The sequence below is a fragment of the Curtobacterium poinsettiae genome (assembly GCF_047226435.1).
Classification (GTDB): Bacteria; Actinomycetota; Actinomycetes; order Actinomycetales; family Microbacteriaceae; genus Curtobacterium; species Curtobacterium poinsettiae.
Window position 1 is genome coordinate 597,841 of record NZ_CP178434.1, and the last position, 15,577, is coordinate 613,417.

General features: G+C 71.5%; 14 protein-coding genes. 5 read left to right on the forward strand and 9 right to left on the reverse strand.

Annotation, left to right across the window (positions count from 1 at the left end):
- Positions 1-394: 394 nt before the first annotated feature.
- Together ACL00U_RS02890 and purD are read right to left on the reverse strand one after the other, a co-directional pair.
- A complete protein-coding gene (locus ACL00U_RS02890; RefSeq protein ID WP_140448323.1) occupies positions 395-1,264 on the reverse strand; it encodes a phosphoribosylaminoimidazolesuccinocarboxamide synthase in 870 nt (289 codons plus the stop codon).
- Complete coding sequence (gene purD / locus ACL00U_RS02895) at positions 1,261-2,529, reverse strand: phosphoribosylamine--glycine ligase (protein WP_017886255.1); 1,269 nt, start codon at positions 2,527-2,529, stop codon at positions 1,261-1,263. Before purD ends, ACL00U_RS02890 begins: the two co-directional genes overlap by 4 nt.
- A 57-nt stretch (positions 2,530-2,586) precedes the next feature.
- Between purD and ACL00U_RS02900 the strand changes: the two genes are divergently transcribed.
- Positions 2,587-2,958, forward strand: coding sequence for a sterol carrier family protein (locus ACL00U_RS02900; RefSeq protein WP_031259311.1), 372 nt, complete (start codon positions 2,587-2,589; stop codon positions 2,956-2,958).
- 410 nt (positions 2,959-3,368) lie between these two features.
- Here ACL00U_RS02900 and ACL00U_RS02905 read toward each other — a convergent pair whose 3' ends face one another.
- The gene (locus tag ACL00U_RS02905; protein WP_412873791.1) at positions 3,369-5,957 is read right to left on the reverse strand and encodes a LuxR C-terminal-related transcriptional regulator; all 2,589 of its coding nucleotides are present in this window, start codon (positions 5,955-5,957) and stop codon (positions 3,369-3,371) included.
- Positions 5,958-6,065: 108 nt separating this feature from the next.
- Here ACL00U_RS02905 and ACL00U_RS02910 point away from each other — a divergent pair, with 108 nt between their 5' ends.
- Positions 6,066-6,467 carry a hypothetical protein gene (locus tag ACL00U_RS02910; RefSeq protein WP_017886252.1) on the forward strand — a complete coding sequence of 134 codons (402 nt, stop codon included), beginning with the start codon at positions 6,066-6,068 and terminating at the stop codon, positions 6,465-6,467.
- An 84-nt stretch (positions 6,468-6,551) separates the two neighbouring features.
- On the opposite strand, the gene purF is transcribed toward ACL00U_RS02910, so the two are convergent.
- Positions 6,552-8,009: an amidophosphoribosyltransferase gene (purF, locus tag ACL00U_RS02915; protein WP_017886251.1), complete on the reverse strand. Its 1,458-nt coding sequence runs from the start codon at positions 8,007-8,009 to the stop codon at positions 6,552-6,554.
- Between the two features lie 74 nt (positions 8,010-8,083).
- Between purF and purM the strand changes: the two genes are divergently transcribed.
- Positions 8,084-9,199: a phosphoribosylformylglycinamidine cyclo-ligase gene (gene purM / locus ACL00U_RS02920; RefSeq protein WP_056069361.1), complete on the forward strand. Its 1,116-nt coding sequence runs from the start codon at positions 8,084-8,086 to the stop codon at positions 9,197-9,199.
- Between the two features lie 309 nt (positions 9,200-9,508).
- On the opposite strand, the gene ACL00U_RS02925 is transcribed toward purM, so the two are convergent.
- On the reverse strand, positions 9,509-9,727 hold the full coding sequence (locus tag ACL00U_RS02925; RefSeq protein WP_017886249.1) for a DUF3073 domain-containing protein: 219 nt from the start codon (positions 9,725-9,727) through the stop codon (positions 9,509-9,511).
- Between the two features lie 158 nt (positions 9,728-9,885).
- Between ACL00U_RS02925 and ACL00U_RS02930 the strand changes: the two genes are divergently transcribed.
- A complete protein-coding gene (locus ACL00U_RS02930; RefSeq protein ID WP_262160507.1) occupies positions 9,886-11,013 on the forward strand; it encodes an NAD(P)/FAD-dependent oxidoreductase in 1,128 nt (375 codons plus the stop codon).
- Between the two features lie 22 nt (positions 11,014-11,035).
- Here ACL00U_RS02930 and ACL00U_RS02935 read toward each other — a convergent pair whose 3' ends face one another.
- From ACL00U_RS02935 to ACL00U_RS02950, 4 genes are all read right to left on the reverse strand, one after another.
- Positions 11,036-11,476, reverse strand: coding sequence for a DoxX family protein (locus ACL00U_RS02935; protein WP_017886247.1), 441 nt, complete (start codon positions 11,474-11,476; stop codon positions 11,036-11,038).
- 120 nt (positions 11,477-11,596) lie between these two features.
- The gene (locus tag ACL00U_RS02940; RefSeq protein WP_017886246.1) at positions 11,597-11,872 is read right to left on the reverse strand and encodes a DUF3072 domain-containing protein; all 276 of its coding nucleotides are present in this window, start codon (positions 11,870-11,872) and stop codon (positions 11,597-11,599) included.
- Positions 11,873-11,933: 61 nt separating this feature from the next.
- On the reverse strand, positions 11,934-12,689 hold the full coding sequence (locus ACL00U_RS02945; protein ID WP_017886245.1) for a hypothetical protein: 756 nt from the start codon (positions 12,687-12,689) through the stop codon (positions 11,934-11,936).
- An 11-nt stretch (positions 12,690-12,700) separates the two neighbouring features.
- Entirely contained in the window at positions 12,701-14,926 is a 2,226-nt protein-coding gene (locus ACL00U_RS02950) for an APC family permease (RefSeq protein ID WP_412873792.1), read from the reverse strand.
- A gap of 130 nt (positions 14,927-15,056) precedes the next feature.
- Between ACL00U_RS02950 and ACL00U_RS02955 the strand changes: the two genes are divergently transcribed.
- Complete coding sequence (locus ACL00U_RS02955) at positions 15,057-15,509, forward strand: MerR family transcriptional regulator (RefSeq protein ID WP_056069352.1); 453 nt, start codon at positions 15,057-15,059, stop codon at positions 15,507-15,509.
- Positions 15,510-15,577: the final 68 nt, after the last annotated feature.

The following is a 15,577-nucleotide window of genomic DNA, read 5'->3' on the forward strand; positions in this document are numbered from 1 at the left end:
TGGCGGGGCTTCGGGCGACGCTTCGTGACCGTTCGCCAGACCTGAGCGGGGTGTCGTGACCGCCGGTCGGCCGGGCGCCAGGCATCAGGCGGCGCGGGGCGGGTGGTCGCGACACGTCGTGTGCGTGCTGCCGAGTGGTCGCGAACTGTTGGTTGGCGGGGCGTCGGGCGACGGTTCGTGACCGTTCGCCAGACCTGAGCGGGGTGTCGTGACCGCCGGTCGGCCGGGCGCCAGGCATCAGGCGGCGCGGGGCGGGTGGTCGCAACACGTCGTGTACGTGCCGCCGAGTGGTCGCGAACTGTCGGTTGGCGGGGCGTCGGGCGACGCTTTGTGACCGTTCGCCAGACGTGAGCGGGGTGTCGTGACCGGAGCCGGACGCCGGCCGGGTGCGACGTCAGGCCCCGAGACGCTCGATCAGCTCGGCGTAGCGCGCAGCCGTGCGCTCGACGATCTGGTCCGGGAGCACCGGCGGCGTGCCCTGGCGGTCCCAGTTGGCGCTGAGCCAGTCCCGCACGATCTGCTTGTCGAACGAATCGGTGCGGTCGGCGGATCTGGCGTCCCAGTAGCGGCTGGAGTCGCTCGTCAGGACCTCGTCCGCGATGCGGATCCGACCGGTGGCGTCCTGCCCGAACTCGAACTTGGTGTCCGCGATGACGACGTCGCGGTCCAGCGCGATGGCCGCGGCCTCGGTGTAGACGTGCAGCGAGAGCTCGCGCAGGGTCGCCGCGGTCTCGGCACCGACCAGGTCGACGGTCTGCTCGTACGAGATGTTCTCGTCGTGCTCGCCCTGGGCCGCCTTGTACGCCGGCGTGTAGATCGGCTCCGGCAGGCGGTCGCCGTTCGACAGCCCGGCGGGGAGCGCGACGCCACAGACGCTGCCGCTCTCCTGGTACTCGGCCCAGCCGCTGCCGACCAGGTACCCGCGCACCACGCACTCGACGGGGAACATCGTGAGCGGCATGACGTGCATCGACCGTGCCTCGACGTCGGCGGGCACCGGCGTGCCACCGGAGGACGGGCCGATGATGTGGTTCGGGACGTCGCTGAGCTGGGTGAACCAGAAGCGCGACAGACGGGTCAGCAGCTCGCCCTTGCCGGGGATCGGCGGCTCGAGCGCGAAGTCGTACGCGCTGACCCGGTCCGAGGCGACGAGCAGCAACTCGGATGCGCTCGACAGGTCGGCGGTTCCCTCGGGCACGTAGAGCTCGCGGACCTTGCCGGACGAGACGTGCCGCCAGCCGGCGATCGGCGCGGGGGCGGTCACCGGGCGACCTTCGCGGCGATGTCGGTGCGGAACTGCGCGCCGTCGAGCGTGATGTCGCCGAGCCCGGCGTAGGCACGCTCGCGGGCCTGGGCGAAGTCGGACCCCGTCGCGACCACGCTGAGCACCCGGCCCCCTGTGGCAATGAGCGTGTCGTCGAGGACGCCGGTGGCAGCGTGCGCGACGGAGACGCCGTCACGGGCGTTCGCATCGTCGATGCCGGTGATCGGTCGGCCGGTCTGCGGGTTCTCCGGGTAGCCCTCGCTCGCCAGGACGACGGTCACGGCGACGTCGTCGCGGAACACGGGAGCGGGGACGGCGCCGAGCTGCCCGGTGGCTGCGGCGAGCAGGAGTTCGCTGAGCGGGGTCGCCAGGCGGGGGAGCACGACCTGCGTCTCCGGGTCGCCGAACCGCGCGTTGAACTCGATCACGCGGACGCCCTGCTCGGTGACGATGAGGCCGCAGTACAGGAGCCCGACGAACGGCGTGCCCTCGTGCTCGAGCCGGCGGACCGTCGGCAGGGCCACGAGCTCGGTGACCTCGTCGACGAAGGCCTGCTCGGACGGCCAGCGGTCGGCGAGCCAGGGCAGCGGCGAGTACGCGCCCATGCCGCCCGTGTTCGGGCCGAGGTCGCCGTCGGCCAGGCGCTTGTAGTCCTGCGCGGGGCTGAGCGCACGCACGTCGTGGCCGTCGCTCAGGAAGAACAAGGAGACTTCTTCGCCGTCGAGGAACTCCTCGACCACGACGTGGCCGTGCTGGAGCCAGTAGGTGGCGTGGTCGATCGCGGCCTGGCGGTCGTCGGTGACGAGCACGCCCTTGCCGGCGGCGAGCCCGTCGGCCTTGACCACGTACGGTGCGCCGAGCTCGTCGATGGCGCCGACGGCTTCGTCCACGGTGCCGGCGTAGACCGGACGCCCGGTGGGCACACCGGCCTCGCCCATGATCCGCTTGGCGAACGCCTTGGAGCCCTCGAGCTGGGCCGCGGCCTTGCCCGGGCCGAACACCGGGATGCCGCGGGTGCGCACCGGGTCGGCCACGCCGGCGATGAGCGGGGCCTCGGGGCCCACGACGACGAGCTCGACGTCGTTCTCGATCGCGTACTCGGCGACGAGCGCACCGTTGGTGGGGTCGAGGGAGACGGTCTCGACGTCGGCCGCGATGCCGGCGTTGCCGGGCGCTGCCGTGATGACGTGACCGGCATGCTCAGCGAGCAGGGCCGTGATGATCGCGTGCTCGCGGGCACCGGAACCGAGGACGAGGATTCGCACCCGATCACCCTACCCAGCCCGACTCGCCGCCCGCGATGCGAGGGCTAGCCTGTGGAGATGCCACCCAGGAGGATCGAGGACGCCGACGGCCGCGCGGCACTGGCTGCGGTGCGCGGTGGGGAGACGGCTCGACCCGCCGTGGCGACCGCGGTGCGGTGGACCTTGCAGTGCTTGGCGGACGAGGTCCCGGGGAACAGCGTCGAGGTACGGGTACCGCCGTTCGCTGCGATCCAGGCAGTCCCCGGCCCACGGCACACCCGTGGCACGCCGCCGAACGTGGTCGAGACCGACGCCACCACGTGGCTGGCACTCGCGTCCGGCGAGCTGACCTGGGCAGAGGCGGTCGCGCAGTCACGCGTCAGCGCATCGGGATCACGCGCCGACCTGACGGCGTTCCTGCCGGTCCGGCTGCCCGCTCCCGGCGCCTGACACCGCTCGGACCCGGCATCGGCGGCGACGCCCGATCCGGCATCGGCGACGGACACCCGACCCGGGCGTCCGTGACGCCGCGCGGAGTCCGGCGCGAATTAGGTAGTGCCTACCGATGCGCCCGCATCGATCGCGTTCCTAAGCTTGAAGTCGCCGGGATTCGGACCCGACCCGAACGGGTCCGAACCCGGCGACAGGGACAAAGGTACGCGATGTTCCGCACGTCGTGTCAATCGCGGCGGCGTGTTGTGCTGCAATCCGCAACGTTCTTGCGTGCGCGACACGTGATGTCGAACGCGAAGCAGCCCCTCGCGGGGCGCCGAGCGCCCCCCCTGCCGGGTGCCGAACAGCCCACGCCCGGTGCCCAGCAGCCCGCGCCGGGCGCCCAGCAGCACCGGCCGGCCGTCCGCTCAGAGCAGCTCGGTGAGTTCCGACCGCGCGTGCAGGTCCCACTTCGCGAAGACACGGGACAGGTGCGCGTCGATCGTCCGCGTCGAGAGCCCGAGGGACTCCGCGATCCGCCGGTTGCTCAGGCCCTGTGCGGCGAGCTCGGCGACCTCGTACTCGCGCTTCGTCAGCGGTGGCTTGGACCGTCCGGCAGCCACCGACATGCCGTGGACCGCCAGCACGCCCCGCGCCGCGATCACCCGGGTCCGGTCGTCCGCCTGCACCGCGTCCGCGTACTGCACGATCGCGGCGGCGAGCGGCCCGTCGACGCGCGAGGCGGCGTCGCGCATCCGGTCGAGCGTGCCGGGGCTCTCGCGCCCGGTGAGCATGCCGACCGAGTAGTGCAGGGCGTACCCGTACATCACGTGCGTCCAGGACCCGTTCGCGGTGCTGCGTTCGATGATCTCGTCGGCGTGCTGCAGACCGGCGGGGTTGCCGAGCACGGACTCGGTCCAGGCGATGGTCACGGCGACCTGTTCACCGGTGATCCGCATCGCCCGCTGCGGCGTGGTCTTCGCACGTTCGAGCGCCCGGGCCGCGTCCTCCGGGTGCCCGGCATACGCGTGTGACATCGCCAAGCGGGCCCACGGGTACGCGGCGAACCCACCGTGGTCGGCGATGTCGTACCGCTCGCACGCCGCGGTGAAGGCCGCGATCGCGTCGTCCCATCGGCGCTGTCCGATGGCCAGGTTGCCCTGGCCGATGAGCTCGAGGGTGAAGTCGTACTTCAGGTAGGGGCTGGAGCGTCCGGCGGGCACCTCGGTGATCAGGTCGTCGAGGTCGCCGCGCCACACCTGCACCTGGTGCAGGACGGAGGAGTTCTCGCCCACGCTCCACGGGGCCGCCTCGACGTGTGCCGCCGCGGTGGCCAGTGCCCGGCGGCCCAGGGCTGCGGCGTCGTCGAGCCGGCCGGCTGTCGCCAACGCCATCACGGCGCACGGTGCGACGGCCAGGAACGACATCGGCATCGTCGGTGCCTGCACGATGCCGCTGCGCTCGATCTCGGCACGGACCTCGGCGAAGTCGCCGCCCCAGCCCTGGTGCGCCATCCGCAGCAACCGCAGACGCTCGACCGCTTCGTCGGACACCACCAGATGCACGGCGGCGTCGGTGAGTGCGACCGCGGCCGCGACATCGTCGTCGTGGAACTGGCGGATGTTCGCCAGGATCTCGCACGCTTCGGTGACGGCCTCGTCGGTGACGTCGCCGACGTGCCGCTTCGCGATGCCCCACGCCGCTTCGGCGTCGGCACGGCCGGCTTCGCGGCCGTCCGAGTACGAGTGCGCCAGCGAGCGGAGGCAGTGCGCCGTGACCTGCTCGGTCGGGGTGAGGGTCGTGCGGAGTGCTGCCGAGGCCAGGGCGATCCCGCTCTCGTGCTCCTGCAACCGCACGGCGACCTGTGCCGCGTCGAGCAGCTGGTCGACCGACGGCAGGACCCCGCACTCGAGCGACCACAGTGCGGCGCGCAGCCGTGCGGCGGGCGGAGCGCCCTCGGGCCGGTCGGTGCGGAAGGCGTTGGCACGGGCGAAGAGCGCCGTGCGTCGGGCCACCGGCACCAGGGTCCGGATGACCTCGCCGACGAGCGGGTGCGACGGCCGGACGACCGCGGCACCGTCGTCGAGCGAGTCGATCCGGACGAGGCCGAGCGCGACGACCCGGTCGACGTCTCCGCCGGTGACCAGTCCGAGCAGACGGGCGAGCGGGATCGGGTCGGCGAGGGCCACGATGTCGACGACGTCACGCAGGTCCTCCGGCAGCGTCCCGAGCTCCGTGCGGTACATGTCCGCCAGGCTGTCCGACGCGGTCACCCGCCCACGCCAGTACCAGCCGCTCGCGGTGTGGTCGAGCGCACCGGAGGCCCGTGCTGCGCGCACCACCTCGCGCAGGTACAGCGGGTTGCCGGCGGTGGCCCGGTGCACGCGCTCCGCCGAGGCGTTCTCGAGCGGTGAGCCCAGCGCCTCGGCGACGAGCGCGGCGGTCTCGTGCAACGCCAGCGGCTGCAGGTCGATGCGTTCGAGCAGGTCGTCCTGCCACAGCGCGCGGAGCGGTTCGGGGAGCGCCGTGAAGTCGCGGCAGGTCAGGACGAGTCGCGCGCCCTGCCGACGGACCAGCCAGGCGACGTACCGCGCCGAGATCGCGTCCAGGTGGTCGGCGTCGTCGACACGGAGCAGCACGTCACGGTCGACCAGGTCCTCGATCGCCCGGAAGCGCTGCTCGGCACTCGCGTCGTCGGACAGCTCGGAGATCGAGGCGGGGAGTTCGCCGAAGCGCTCGACGACGGCGCCGAAGGGCATCGACCGACTCGCGGCGACCGCGGTGATCGGCACGACCACGGTGCGGCCGGTGCCGTCACGACCGGCGACCCGGTCGGTCACGCGAGCCGCGGCGGTGCTCTTGCCGAGACCGGGGGCCCCGACGATCGCGACGCTCCAGCGGTGCTCGGCCACGACGGCGACTGCGCGGTCCTCCTCGACGCGCTGCGCGACGGGCCAGGCGACGCGAGCGGGCGAGGTGGGTCGGCGACCGCGGGCGGGTGCCGTTGGTTCACGCACGCGACGCACCTCTTCCGCTTGGGATACCGACCAGTAGCGACCATCCTCTCCCGGATCGGTCGCAGCGCACAGGCCGCGGGACGTCCCACAGTGGGGGACAATGGACGGGTGAGCAACACCGATCAACCCGACGAGCAGCCGCTCCCCGCGCCGGCCCCGGCTCCCAGCGCGGTCGCCAGCCCCGACGAGGTCACCATCCGCCGTGCCCCGAAGTTCGGCGTGTTCATCGTCGGCGGTGCCGTGCTCGGCTTCCTCGCGACCCTCGTCGTGGTCGCCCTCACCATGAACCTCGGTGGACAGCGGGACCAGACCAGCTTCGGCAGCCTGGTCGGCTACTTCAGCCTGTGGGGCGTCACGATCGGCGCCTTCGTCGGCGCGGTCGTCGCCGTCGTGTTCGACCGGGTCTACGCCCGGCGGTCGGCCCGCCTGACTGCGGAGCGCGTCGAGGTCGAACTCCCGCCCGAGACAGTCGACGGCGAGCTCGACGACCACGGTGACCAGCGGCCGTAGCCGCCCCCGATCAACGGACAGGAGGCCCGGTGCCAGCTGGCACCGGGCCTCCCGTCTGTCGTCTGGTCGCGTCTCGGACGCGACCTAGCTGAGCTGGTTGGCCTCGACCCAGGACAGGTACTCCGGGCTCACGGTGCCCGTGACGTACTCGCCCGTGAAGCAGCTCATCTCGAGGTCGGTCACGTCGGAGCCCTCGATGATGGCGTCGCGCATGTCCCCGACCTCCTGGTAGATCAGGTGGTCGCTGCCGAGCACGCGGTTGATGTCCGGGATCTTCCTGTCGTGCGCGATGAGCTCGGCGCGCGTCGGCATGTTGATGCCGTAGACGTGCGGGAACCGGACAGGGGGAGCCGCGCTCGTGAACGTGACCTCGTTCGCGCCGGCGGCCCGGGCCATCTCGACGATCTCGCGGCTCGTCGTGCCACGCACGATCGAGTCGTCGACGATCAGGATGTTCTTGCCCTTGAACTCGGACGACATCGCGTTGAGCTTCTGACGCACCGAACGCTTGCGCTCCGCCTGGCCCGGCATGATGAAGGTGCGGCCGACGTAGCGGTTCTTGTAGAAGCCCTCGCGGTACTCGATGCCGAGCTTCCGAGCGACCTGCATGGCAGCCGGACGGCTGGAGTCCGGGATCGGCATGACGACGTCGATGTCACCGGTCGGCGCGTACTGCTCGATGGTGTCCGCCAGCCGGTTGCCGAGGCGCAGACGTGCGTCGTAGACCGAGATGCCGTTCATCACCGAGTCGGGACGGGCCAGGTAGACGTACTCGAACGAGCACGGCACCAAGCGCGGGTTCTTCGCGCACTGGCGGGCGTGCATCTGACCGTTCATCTCGATGAAGACGGCTTCGCCCGGAGCGATGTCGCGCACGATCTCGTAGCCGCCGGACTCGAGCACGAGCGACTCGCTCGCGACGACCCACTCCGGCTGGCCGGTCTCGTCGAGCTTGTGGCCGAGGATCAGCGGGCGGATGCCGAACGGGTCGCGGAAGGCCAGCAGCCCGTGCCCGGCGATGGTCGCGATCGTGGCGTAGGAGCCCTCGACCCGCTCGTGCACGCGCTCGACGGCGTCGAAGACCTGTCCTGGGTCGAGGTTCGCGCCGCGGACCTGGCCCTGCAGCTCGTGGGCCAGCACGTTGACCAGGAGCTCGGTGTCGCTCGTGGTGTTCAGGTGTCGACGGTCGATGTCGAACAGCTCACGCGTGAGTTCCCGTGTGTTGGTGAGGTTGCCGTTGTGCACGAGGACGATGCCGTACGGCGCGTTCACGTAGAACGGCTGGGCTTCTTCTTCGTTCGTCGCGGCGCCCTTGGTGGCGTACCGGACGTGCCCGAGCCCCATGGTGCCGAGGAGGGCACGCATGTCGCGGGTCCGGAACGCCTCGCGCACGTGCCCGCGGGTCTTGTGCATGTGGTGCACGTGACCCTCGACCGTGGCGATGCCCGTCGAGTCCTGCCCGCGGTGCTGCAGGAGGAGCAGTGCGTCGTAGATGGATTGGTTGGCGGGGCCCTGCGCAACAAGGCCGACGATGCCGCACATTCGCGGGTGTGCTCCAGATCAGTAGAATCGGGGGGTACCGCACAAGTCTGCCATGTCACCGCGAAGGACTCCGCATGCCCAACCCGTACGCCGAAGCCGGAGTGGACACCGCTGCCGGTGACCTGGCCGTCGAACTGATGAAGTCCGCGGTCGCGGCCACCCACAACTCCTCGGTCCTCGGGGGCGTCGGTGGGTTCGCCGGGCTCTACGATGTCTCGTTCCTGAAGGACTTCTCACACCCGTTGCTCGCGACCTCGACCGACGGCGTCGGCACCAAGGTCGCCATCGCGCAGGCGATCGACAAGCACGACACCATCGGGCAGGACCTGGTCGGCATGGTCGTCGACGACATCGTCGTGGTCGGCGCGAAGCCGCTGTTCATGACCGACTACATCGCCTGCGGCCGCGTGGTGCCTGGCCGCATCGCCGACATCGTCGCCGGCATCGCCCGCGGGTGCTCGGAGACCGGCACCGCCCTGGTCGGTGGCGAGACCGCGGAGCACCCCGGTCTGCTCGGCCCGGACGACTACGACGTGGCCGGTGCGGCGACGGGCGTCGTCGAGGCCGATGCCCAGCTCGGCGCGCACCTGGTGCAGGACGGCGACGTGGTCCTGGCGATCGAGTCGTCGGGTCTGCACTCGAACGGCTACTCGCTCGTGCGGCACATCCTGTCGACGCGGGGCGTCGGGTTCACGGACCAGCTGCCCGAGCTGAGCGGCGCCGGGTTCGGGGGCGCCGTCTCCGTCGGTGAAGCCCTGCTCGAGCCCACCCGCCTGTACACCGCACCGCTCCTGGCGCTCCTCGAGCAGCACCCGGGCGCGGTGCACTCGCTCTCGCACGTGACCGGTGGTGGCATCGCCGCGAACCTGGCGCGCGTGCTGCCCGTCGGCTCCTGGGTCGAGGTCGACCGCTCCACCTGGCAGCCGCTCCCCGTCTTCCGGGTCCTTGCGGACATGGCCGGCACCCCGATCGAGGACACCGAGGGCACCTGGAACCTGGGCATCGGCATGTTCGCGGTCGTCTCGGCCGGTGCCGCTGCCGAGGTCATCGCGTCGCTCGGTGCTGCCGGCATGCCGACGTGGCCCGTGGGCACGATCGCCACGTCCGCCCGTGACCTGACCGGCTTCGAGCAGGGTGCCAAGGGCGTCGACGGTGGCGCGGTCCGGCTCGTCGGGAGCTACGCGGGCTGACCTGCCGTGCGGTGCGGTGCGGTGCGGTGCCGTGCCGGTGGCCGGTTCCGCCGCGCCGTGGTGCGTGCGGCGAGTGGTCACGAACCGTCGCCTGGCGGGCCTGCAACCGACGGTTCTTGACCGCTCGGCATCGTGTGCGCGGGGAGTCGTGACCACTCGAAGCCGGGGCCCGGGCGCGCCGACCGGTGCACGGGCGGACCCGGTGTCCGGGCGCACAGTGTCCGGCCACGCAGTGTCCGGCCACGCAGTGTCCGGGCACGCAGAAACGCCGCGCTGCCCGAGGGCTGCGCGGCGCGACTACAAGAGATGTCAGGCGGACTTGTTCTGGTCTGCCTGGGTCTCGAACTCGTCTTCGTCTTCCGCCGGTTCCGGACCGTACTGGTCCGCCCAACGGTCGACGTAGTTCTCGTCGGAGTGTTGTCCGGCGGAGAGCTCCTGCTCGAGCGCACCGTAGTTCGTCTGCGGGCTGAAGTACTTCAGCTCACGGGCGACCTTGGTGTGCTTCGCCTTCTGACGGCCGCGCCCCATGCGTGACCCCCTCGTTCGGCTCTGGTCCGGTCCTGGCGAATGACGGAGGATCACTCGGGGAACCAGACGGTTCGTGGTTTGAAATCTGCCGATCACTCTACCATGTACCTCGATCTGGACGTCGCGCGACGGCTGGCCCGCACAGCAGAATCGAAGTGATGACGGAACCCCTCGAGACCCCGGTCGACCAGCACGCCCGCGTGGTGGTGATCGGTGCGGGGCAGGCGGGACTCTCGGTGGGATACCACCTGCGGCGCCTGGGGCTCGTCCCCGGCACCGACCTGGTGATCCTCGACCGCGCGCCGAGCACTGGAGGAGCGTGGCAGTTCCGGTGGGAGGCCCTGCGGCTCGGGGCGGCGCACCGTGTGCACGACCTGCCCGGCATGCGCGCGATGGGCCTGGAGTTCGACGACGCCGACCGGTCACGACCCGCGCGGGACGTCGTCGGCGAGTACTACCGCCGGTTCGAACAGCACTACGACCTGCGGGTGCGGCGGCCCGTGTCGGTGACGTCCGTCTCGCGCATCGGCGCAGTCGGCGAGGTGGACGGTGGGCTGTGCGTCACGACCCGGGGCGCCGACGGTACCGTCACGCGCATCGGCGCCGACGTGGTGGTGAACGCCTCGGGCACGTGGGGCACGCCCTTCGTGCCGTGGTACCCGGGGCGCGACGTGTTCCGCGGCCGCCAGGTGGACACGACCGAGTACCGCAGCGCCACCGACTTCGCCCGGCAGGACCTCGTGGTGGTGGGCGGTGGGACGAGCGCGATCGGGTTCCTGCTCGAGCTCGACGGCGTTGCCCGTTCGACGCGGTGGTTCACGCGGCGCCCGATGGTCTGGGCCGGGACGGCCTCGCTCGACGTCGAGTCCGCGGTGGCCGCCGTCGACGAACAGGACCGCGCCGCCCGCGCCGGCGAGGTCCTGCCGAGCATCGTCAGTGGTACCGGGGTCCCCGTGTCGCGACGGATCCGGGCCGGGATCGACCGTGGCGTGCTGCGCGACGAGCCGATGTTCGCGCGGATGGACGAGACCGGCGTGGTGACCGGCGACGGTACCCACGTGCACGCCGACGCGGTGATCTGGGCGACGGGGTTCCGGGCCGACCTGCGGCACCTCGCGCCCTTGCACCTGCGGACCACGGCGGGCGGTGTGGTGGTCGAGGACGGTCGGTCGGCGGAGGAGCCGCGGCTGTTCCTGGCCGGGTACGGCCCACAAGCGTCGACCATCGGGGCGAACCGGGCCGGACGCCTGATCGCCCGTCAGGTCATGGACGCGCTGGCGGCCTGAAGACGGAACCGGGACGCGCGGCTCAGGCGGGGAGGGGCTCCTCGACGCCACGACGACGTCGTGACGACTTGAGCACCAGGGCGTCGAGCGAGAACCGCCCGGGCCCGGTCAGCGCCACGGCGAGCGAGGCCACCGCGAGCACGAGCACGTACTCGAACCCGCCGTCCTGCGAGTAGAAGCCGGCCGAGCCGTGGGCCAGGACGCCGGCGACCACCATGTCGACGGCCAGCAGCACGCCGACGACGCGGGTCGCGACGCCGAGCACGAGCAGGACGCCGCCGACGAGCTCGAGGCCGGCGACGAGGGGTGCCGCGACCTCGGCCAGGGGGACGCCCATGCCCGAGAAGCCCTGCACCACGTTCGGGATGCCCTGGGCGAACTTCTGGGCACCGTGGGCGATGAACACCACCCCGAGGACGATGCGGAGCGCGGTCAGGCCGATGGAGGTCGATGTCGTTCGCATGGCCACGAAGGTAGCCGTTGACGCGTCATCGATCATCCTCGGACAGGGCACTGACCGCGCTTCGCCAGAACATGCCCAGAGCATGCACAGACAGCGGTCCGCCGAAGGGCGGACTGCTTCTCAGGAATCGGCGCCGCGGCCCGTCTGCTGCTGGAGGCGGTCGATGTGCTCCGACGCCTGGGCCTTGGTGAGGTCGGCGGGGAGTTCCTCGCCGGCTTCACGGGCCAGGGTGTCGAGGTAGCTGCGCTGCGGTCCGGTCATCGGCTCGTCGCCGGTGACCCACTGCTCGGGGTCCTTGCTCGCGTCGGTGGAGGGGTCGGGTCGGGGGCCACCGAGGGTCTCGCCCTGGATCGGTGCGTCCGGGGTCTGCTGCTGGTCGCGGTCTGCGTCACTCATGTCCGCGAACGTACGCCGCACCCCCGGCACGACACGCAGCAGCGGCGTCCCCCGATCGGCCTCAGACCGCGGTGGCCGCGTACCGCACCAGGTCGGGCCCGACGGCACTCGTGGCGATCGGCACGACGCGGTCGTCGCGCCGGATCCAGATCGTCGCGGCACGTTCGTCGATCCGGTCGACCTCGTGCAGCTCGCCGTCGAGCAGCACCGACGCCGTGACCCGGACCAGGCCGCTCGCCGGACGTGGCGGCAACCCGACCACGTCGTCGCCGTACGCCGGGTGCTCACCGGGCTGCAGGAACGGTGACACCGGCGCGGTGACGACCTCGAGCCCCTCGGCGACGTCGGTCACCGCCACCAGGCGGACGGCCTGGTCGGTCGGTAGCGGCACGTCGACGACGGGCTCGGCGGTGGGCCCGGCCAGCGCGCGGAAGGCGGGCCGACCGTCGGGGGCGAGGTGGGCCTCCAGGCCGTCGATCCGGACGCGACCGCGCCCACGGGAGTCGGCGTAGACGCCGGGCTCGATGCCGGACCGCCGCGCCTCGAGCCGGGTCAGGACCACGCGGTCGGGGCGGTACCAGTCGCGGAGCGCGGCGGGGTCGACCCACCCGACGCTCGGGACCCCGCGGGAGAGCGCGGCGGACTCGTCGGCGGCACGCTCGTCGACCGCACCGAGCGGGTGCTCGCCGCGCACGGCGACGAGTCCTTCGAGCGGGCTGCCGGCCGGCGGCTCGTGGTCGAGCACCTCGACGCGCTTCGAGACCTTGCCGCCGTGTCCGTCGAACGTGGCGAACGTCCGCAGGTCACTGATGGTCATGGGGCCACATGCTACGACTCGTCGGCTCCCCGTCGCGGCGGCGAGGGGACGAGGGCGTGGATCTCGCCCGTGCAGAGCGCGTGGTCGACGCCCTCGGCGGGGCCGGCCGGACGGGTCGCGCGGCGCGGCTGGATGCTGTTGCGCTCGGCGGACCGGAGCAGGCGGTCCTCGGCTGCGCCCTCGGCCGACGACCCGGGCTGCGCTGGCCGGCGGAGCGGGGGCCGGACGGGCTCGCCGCGGCGCTCCTGGCCGGGCAACGGTCGGGAGCGGCGGCCGTACAGCAGCTCGGACGAGTCGAGCAGCCACGGCACCAGGGCCACGGTGACGCCGTGCACGAGCAGCAGCTTCTTGCGGATGCGGCGGCCGCGGTGGTTGTGGAGCAGCCCCTCCCACCAGTGGCCGACGATGAAGATCGGCGTGTAGACGGTGACGACCTCGGAGCCGTGCTCGGCCCGGTGCGCCTTGATGTACTTGATCAGGGGCATCGAGATGTCGCGGTACGGGCTCGGCACGATCGTCAGCGGCACCTGGATGCCGTACTCCGCCCACTGGTCGCGCAGACGCTGTGACTCGGCGTCGTCGATGGCGACGTGCACGGCTTCGATGCTCGCGTGCTCGGCGGCGACCGCGTAGTCGAGCGCCTTGAGCACGGGCTTCTGCAGCTTGTTCACCAGGACGATGGCGTGGTCGCCGGTGGCGCCGAACTTCGTCTCGACGTCGGCCTCGATCTCGTGCGAGACGTCGCGGTAGTAGCGGTTCACGCCGAGCATGAGCACGTACAGCACCGGCATGATCAGGAACACGAGCCAGGCACCGTGGGTGAACTTCGTGATCGTGACGATGACGAGCACCACGAAGGTGAAGGTGGCACCGATCGCGTTGATGGTGCGGGAGCGGACGACCTGCCCACGGTTCACGGAAGGGTCGCCCTCGGGAACCGTCCCGTCGCGGTCCGCCCGCAGCAGCCGCGTCCAGTGCACGACCATGCCCGTCTGGCCGAGCGTGAACGACACGAAGACACCGATGATGTAGAGCTGGATCAGGCTGGTGACGTTCGCCCGGTAGACCACGAGCAGGGCCGCGGCGACCAAGGCCAGGACGATGACGCCGTTCGAGTAGATGAGGCGGTCGCCGCGGGTCGACAGCGCCTTCGGGGCGTACGAGTCGCGCGCCAGGATCGAGCCGAGCAGCGGGAACCCGTTGAAGGCCGTGTTCGCGGCGAGGAGCAGGACCGCCGCGGTCGTCGCCTGGATCACGAAGAACAGCACCGAGTTGTTGCCGAACGTCGCCGCCGCGATCTGCGCGATCAGGGAGCGCTGCGGCGTGGTCGCGCAGTTCGCGAATCCCTGCAGGTCGCAGGCGCGCTCGGCGTAGTGCACGTGCGACACGAGTGCCAGGGTGATGAGGCCGATGAACAGGACGATCGCGATGCCGCCCATCGCGACCAGGGTGGCCTGCGCGTTCTTGATCTTCGGGCGACGGAACGCCTGCACGCCGTTCGCGATGGCCTCGACGCCGGTCAGGGCCGAGCAGCCCGAGGCGAAGGCACGCAGGAGCAGCAGGATGAACGCCGCCTGCGTCGTGTGCTCCACGTTCTGCACGGTGTACGCCGCGGACTCGGCGACCGGGGCGTTGCCGGCTGCGACCCGGACGAGCCCGGTGACGACCATCACGAACACGCTCGCCACGAACAGGTAGGTCGGGATCGCGAAGGCCTTGCTCGACTCGCGCACGCCGCGCAGGTTGGCGGCGGCGAGCAGCACGACGAACAGCAGGGCGAGCTCGACGCGGAAGTGGTCGAGCATCGGGAGCGCCGAGATGATGTTGTCGACACCGGAGGCGACCGACACCGCCACCGTCATCACGTAGTCGACGAGCAGTGCGCTGGCGACGACCAGCCCGGCCTTCTCGCCCAGGTTCCGGTGCGCCACCTCGTAGTCGCCACCACCGGACGGGTAGGCCTTGATGAGCTGCCGGTACGAGGCGACGACCACGACGAGCAGCAGCACGACGAGTGCGGCGACCCACGGCGCGAACGTCAGGAAGGCCATGCCACCGAGCAGCAGGATCATCAGGAGTTCCTGCGGCGCGTACGCGACAGAGGACAGCGGGTCACTCGCGAAGATCGGCAGGGCCAGGTGCTTCGGGAGGAGCTGTCCTTCGAGCTTCTCGGAGGGGAGGGGATCCCCGATCAGTCGCGCTTTCAACGACCGGATCTCGTTCGTCACGAGCGGCAAACCTACTCAGTTCCGGGCGCGAGTCAACACGGTTCCCCCGCCGCACATTCCCGGTCGGCCGCGGGCGCTCGGCGGCGGCTGCTCGGTACCCACTGTGGTTGACGCAGCGTCAAGCAGTACAGTCGCGAGCATGAGCGCATCGACAGGCACCGACGAGGCAGCTGCGAAAGCACCCCACGCCATCGCCGAGGTGGCGCGTTCCGCCGGTGTCTCGAGCCGGACCCTGCGGCACTACGAGGCGGTCGGACTGCTGCCGGCCACCGCCGTCGGAGCGGGTGGACTCCGGCGCTACGACGACCACGCACTGGTCCGGCTGCAGCGGATCCTGCTGCTGCGCGGGCTCGGCTTCGCCCTGCCCGACATCGCGCGACGACTCGACGACGAGGGCGACGACGTCGCGGCACTCACGGTGCACCTGAGATGGCTGGAGCACGAGCGGGACCGGCTGGCCCGGCAGCTCGCGGCGGTGCGCACCACCGTCGCGCGCGTCTCGCACGGGGAACCCCTGACGGCGTCCGACGCGTTCGCCGGCTTCGCGCCGACGCGGCCGTCGGCCGACGACCCAACGGTTGCGGGGCGGTGAGCTTCCGTGGATGCGTCGGTCGCGACCGCGGGCGGACGACGGCCGGGAGGCCCTGGTCGCCACCGCCT

Coding starts and splice junctions, on each gene's coding strand:
- ACL00U_RS02900 (WP_031259311.1), top strand. CDS start 2,587: ATGCCACCCAGGAGGATCGAGGACGCCGACGGCCGCGCGGCACTGGCT.
- purF (WP_017886251.1), bottom strand. CDS start 8,009: ATGTGCGGCATCGTCGGCCTTGTTGCGCAGGGCCCCGCCAACCAATCC.
- purM (WP_056069361.1), top strand. CDS start 8,084: ATGCCCAACCCGTACGCCGAAGCCGGAGTGGACACCGCTGCCGGTGAC.
- ACL00U_RS02925 (WP_017886249.1), bottom strand. CDS start 9,727: ATGGGGCGCGGCCGTCAGAAGGCGAAGCACACCAAGGTCGCCCGTGAG.
- ACL00U_RS02930 (WP_262160507.1), top strand. CDS start 9,886: ATGACGGAACCCCTCGAGACCCCGGTCGACCAGCACGCCCGCGTGGTG.
- ACL00U_RS02935 (WP_017886247.1), bottom strand. CDS start 11,476: ATGCGAACGACATCGACCTCCATCGGCCTGACCGCGCTCCGCATCGTC.
- ACL00U_RS02940 (WP_017886246.1), bottom strand. CDS start 11,872: ATGAGTGACGCAGACCGCGACCAGCAGCAGACCCCGGACGCACCGATC.
- ACL00U_RS02945 (WP_017886245.1), bottom strand. CDS start 12,689: ATGACCATCAGTGACCTGCGGACGTTCGCCACGTTCGACGGACACGGC.
- ACL00U_RS02955 (WP_056069352.1), top strand. CDS start 15,057: ATGAGCGCATCGACAGGCACCGACGAGGCAGCTGCGAAAGCACCCCAC.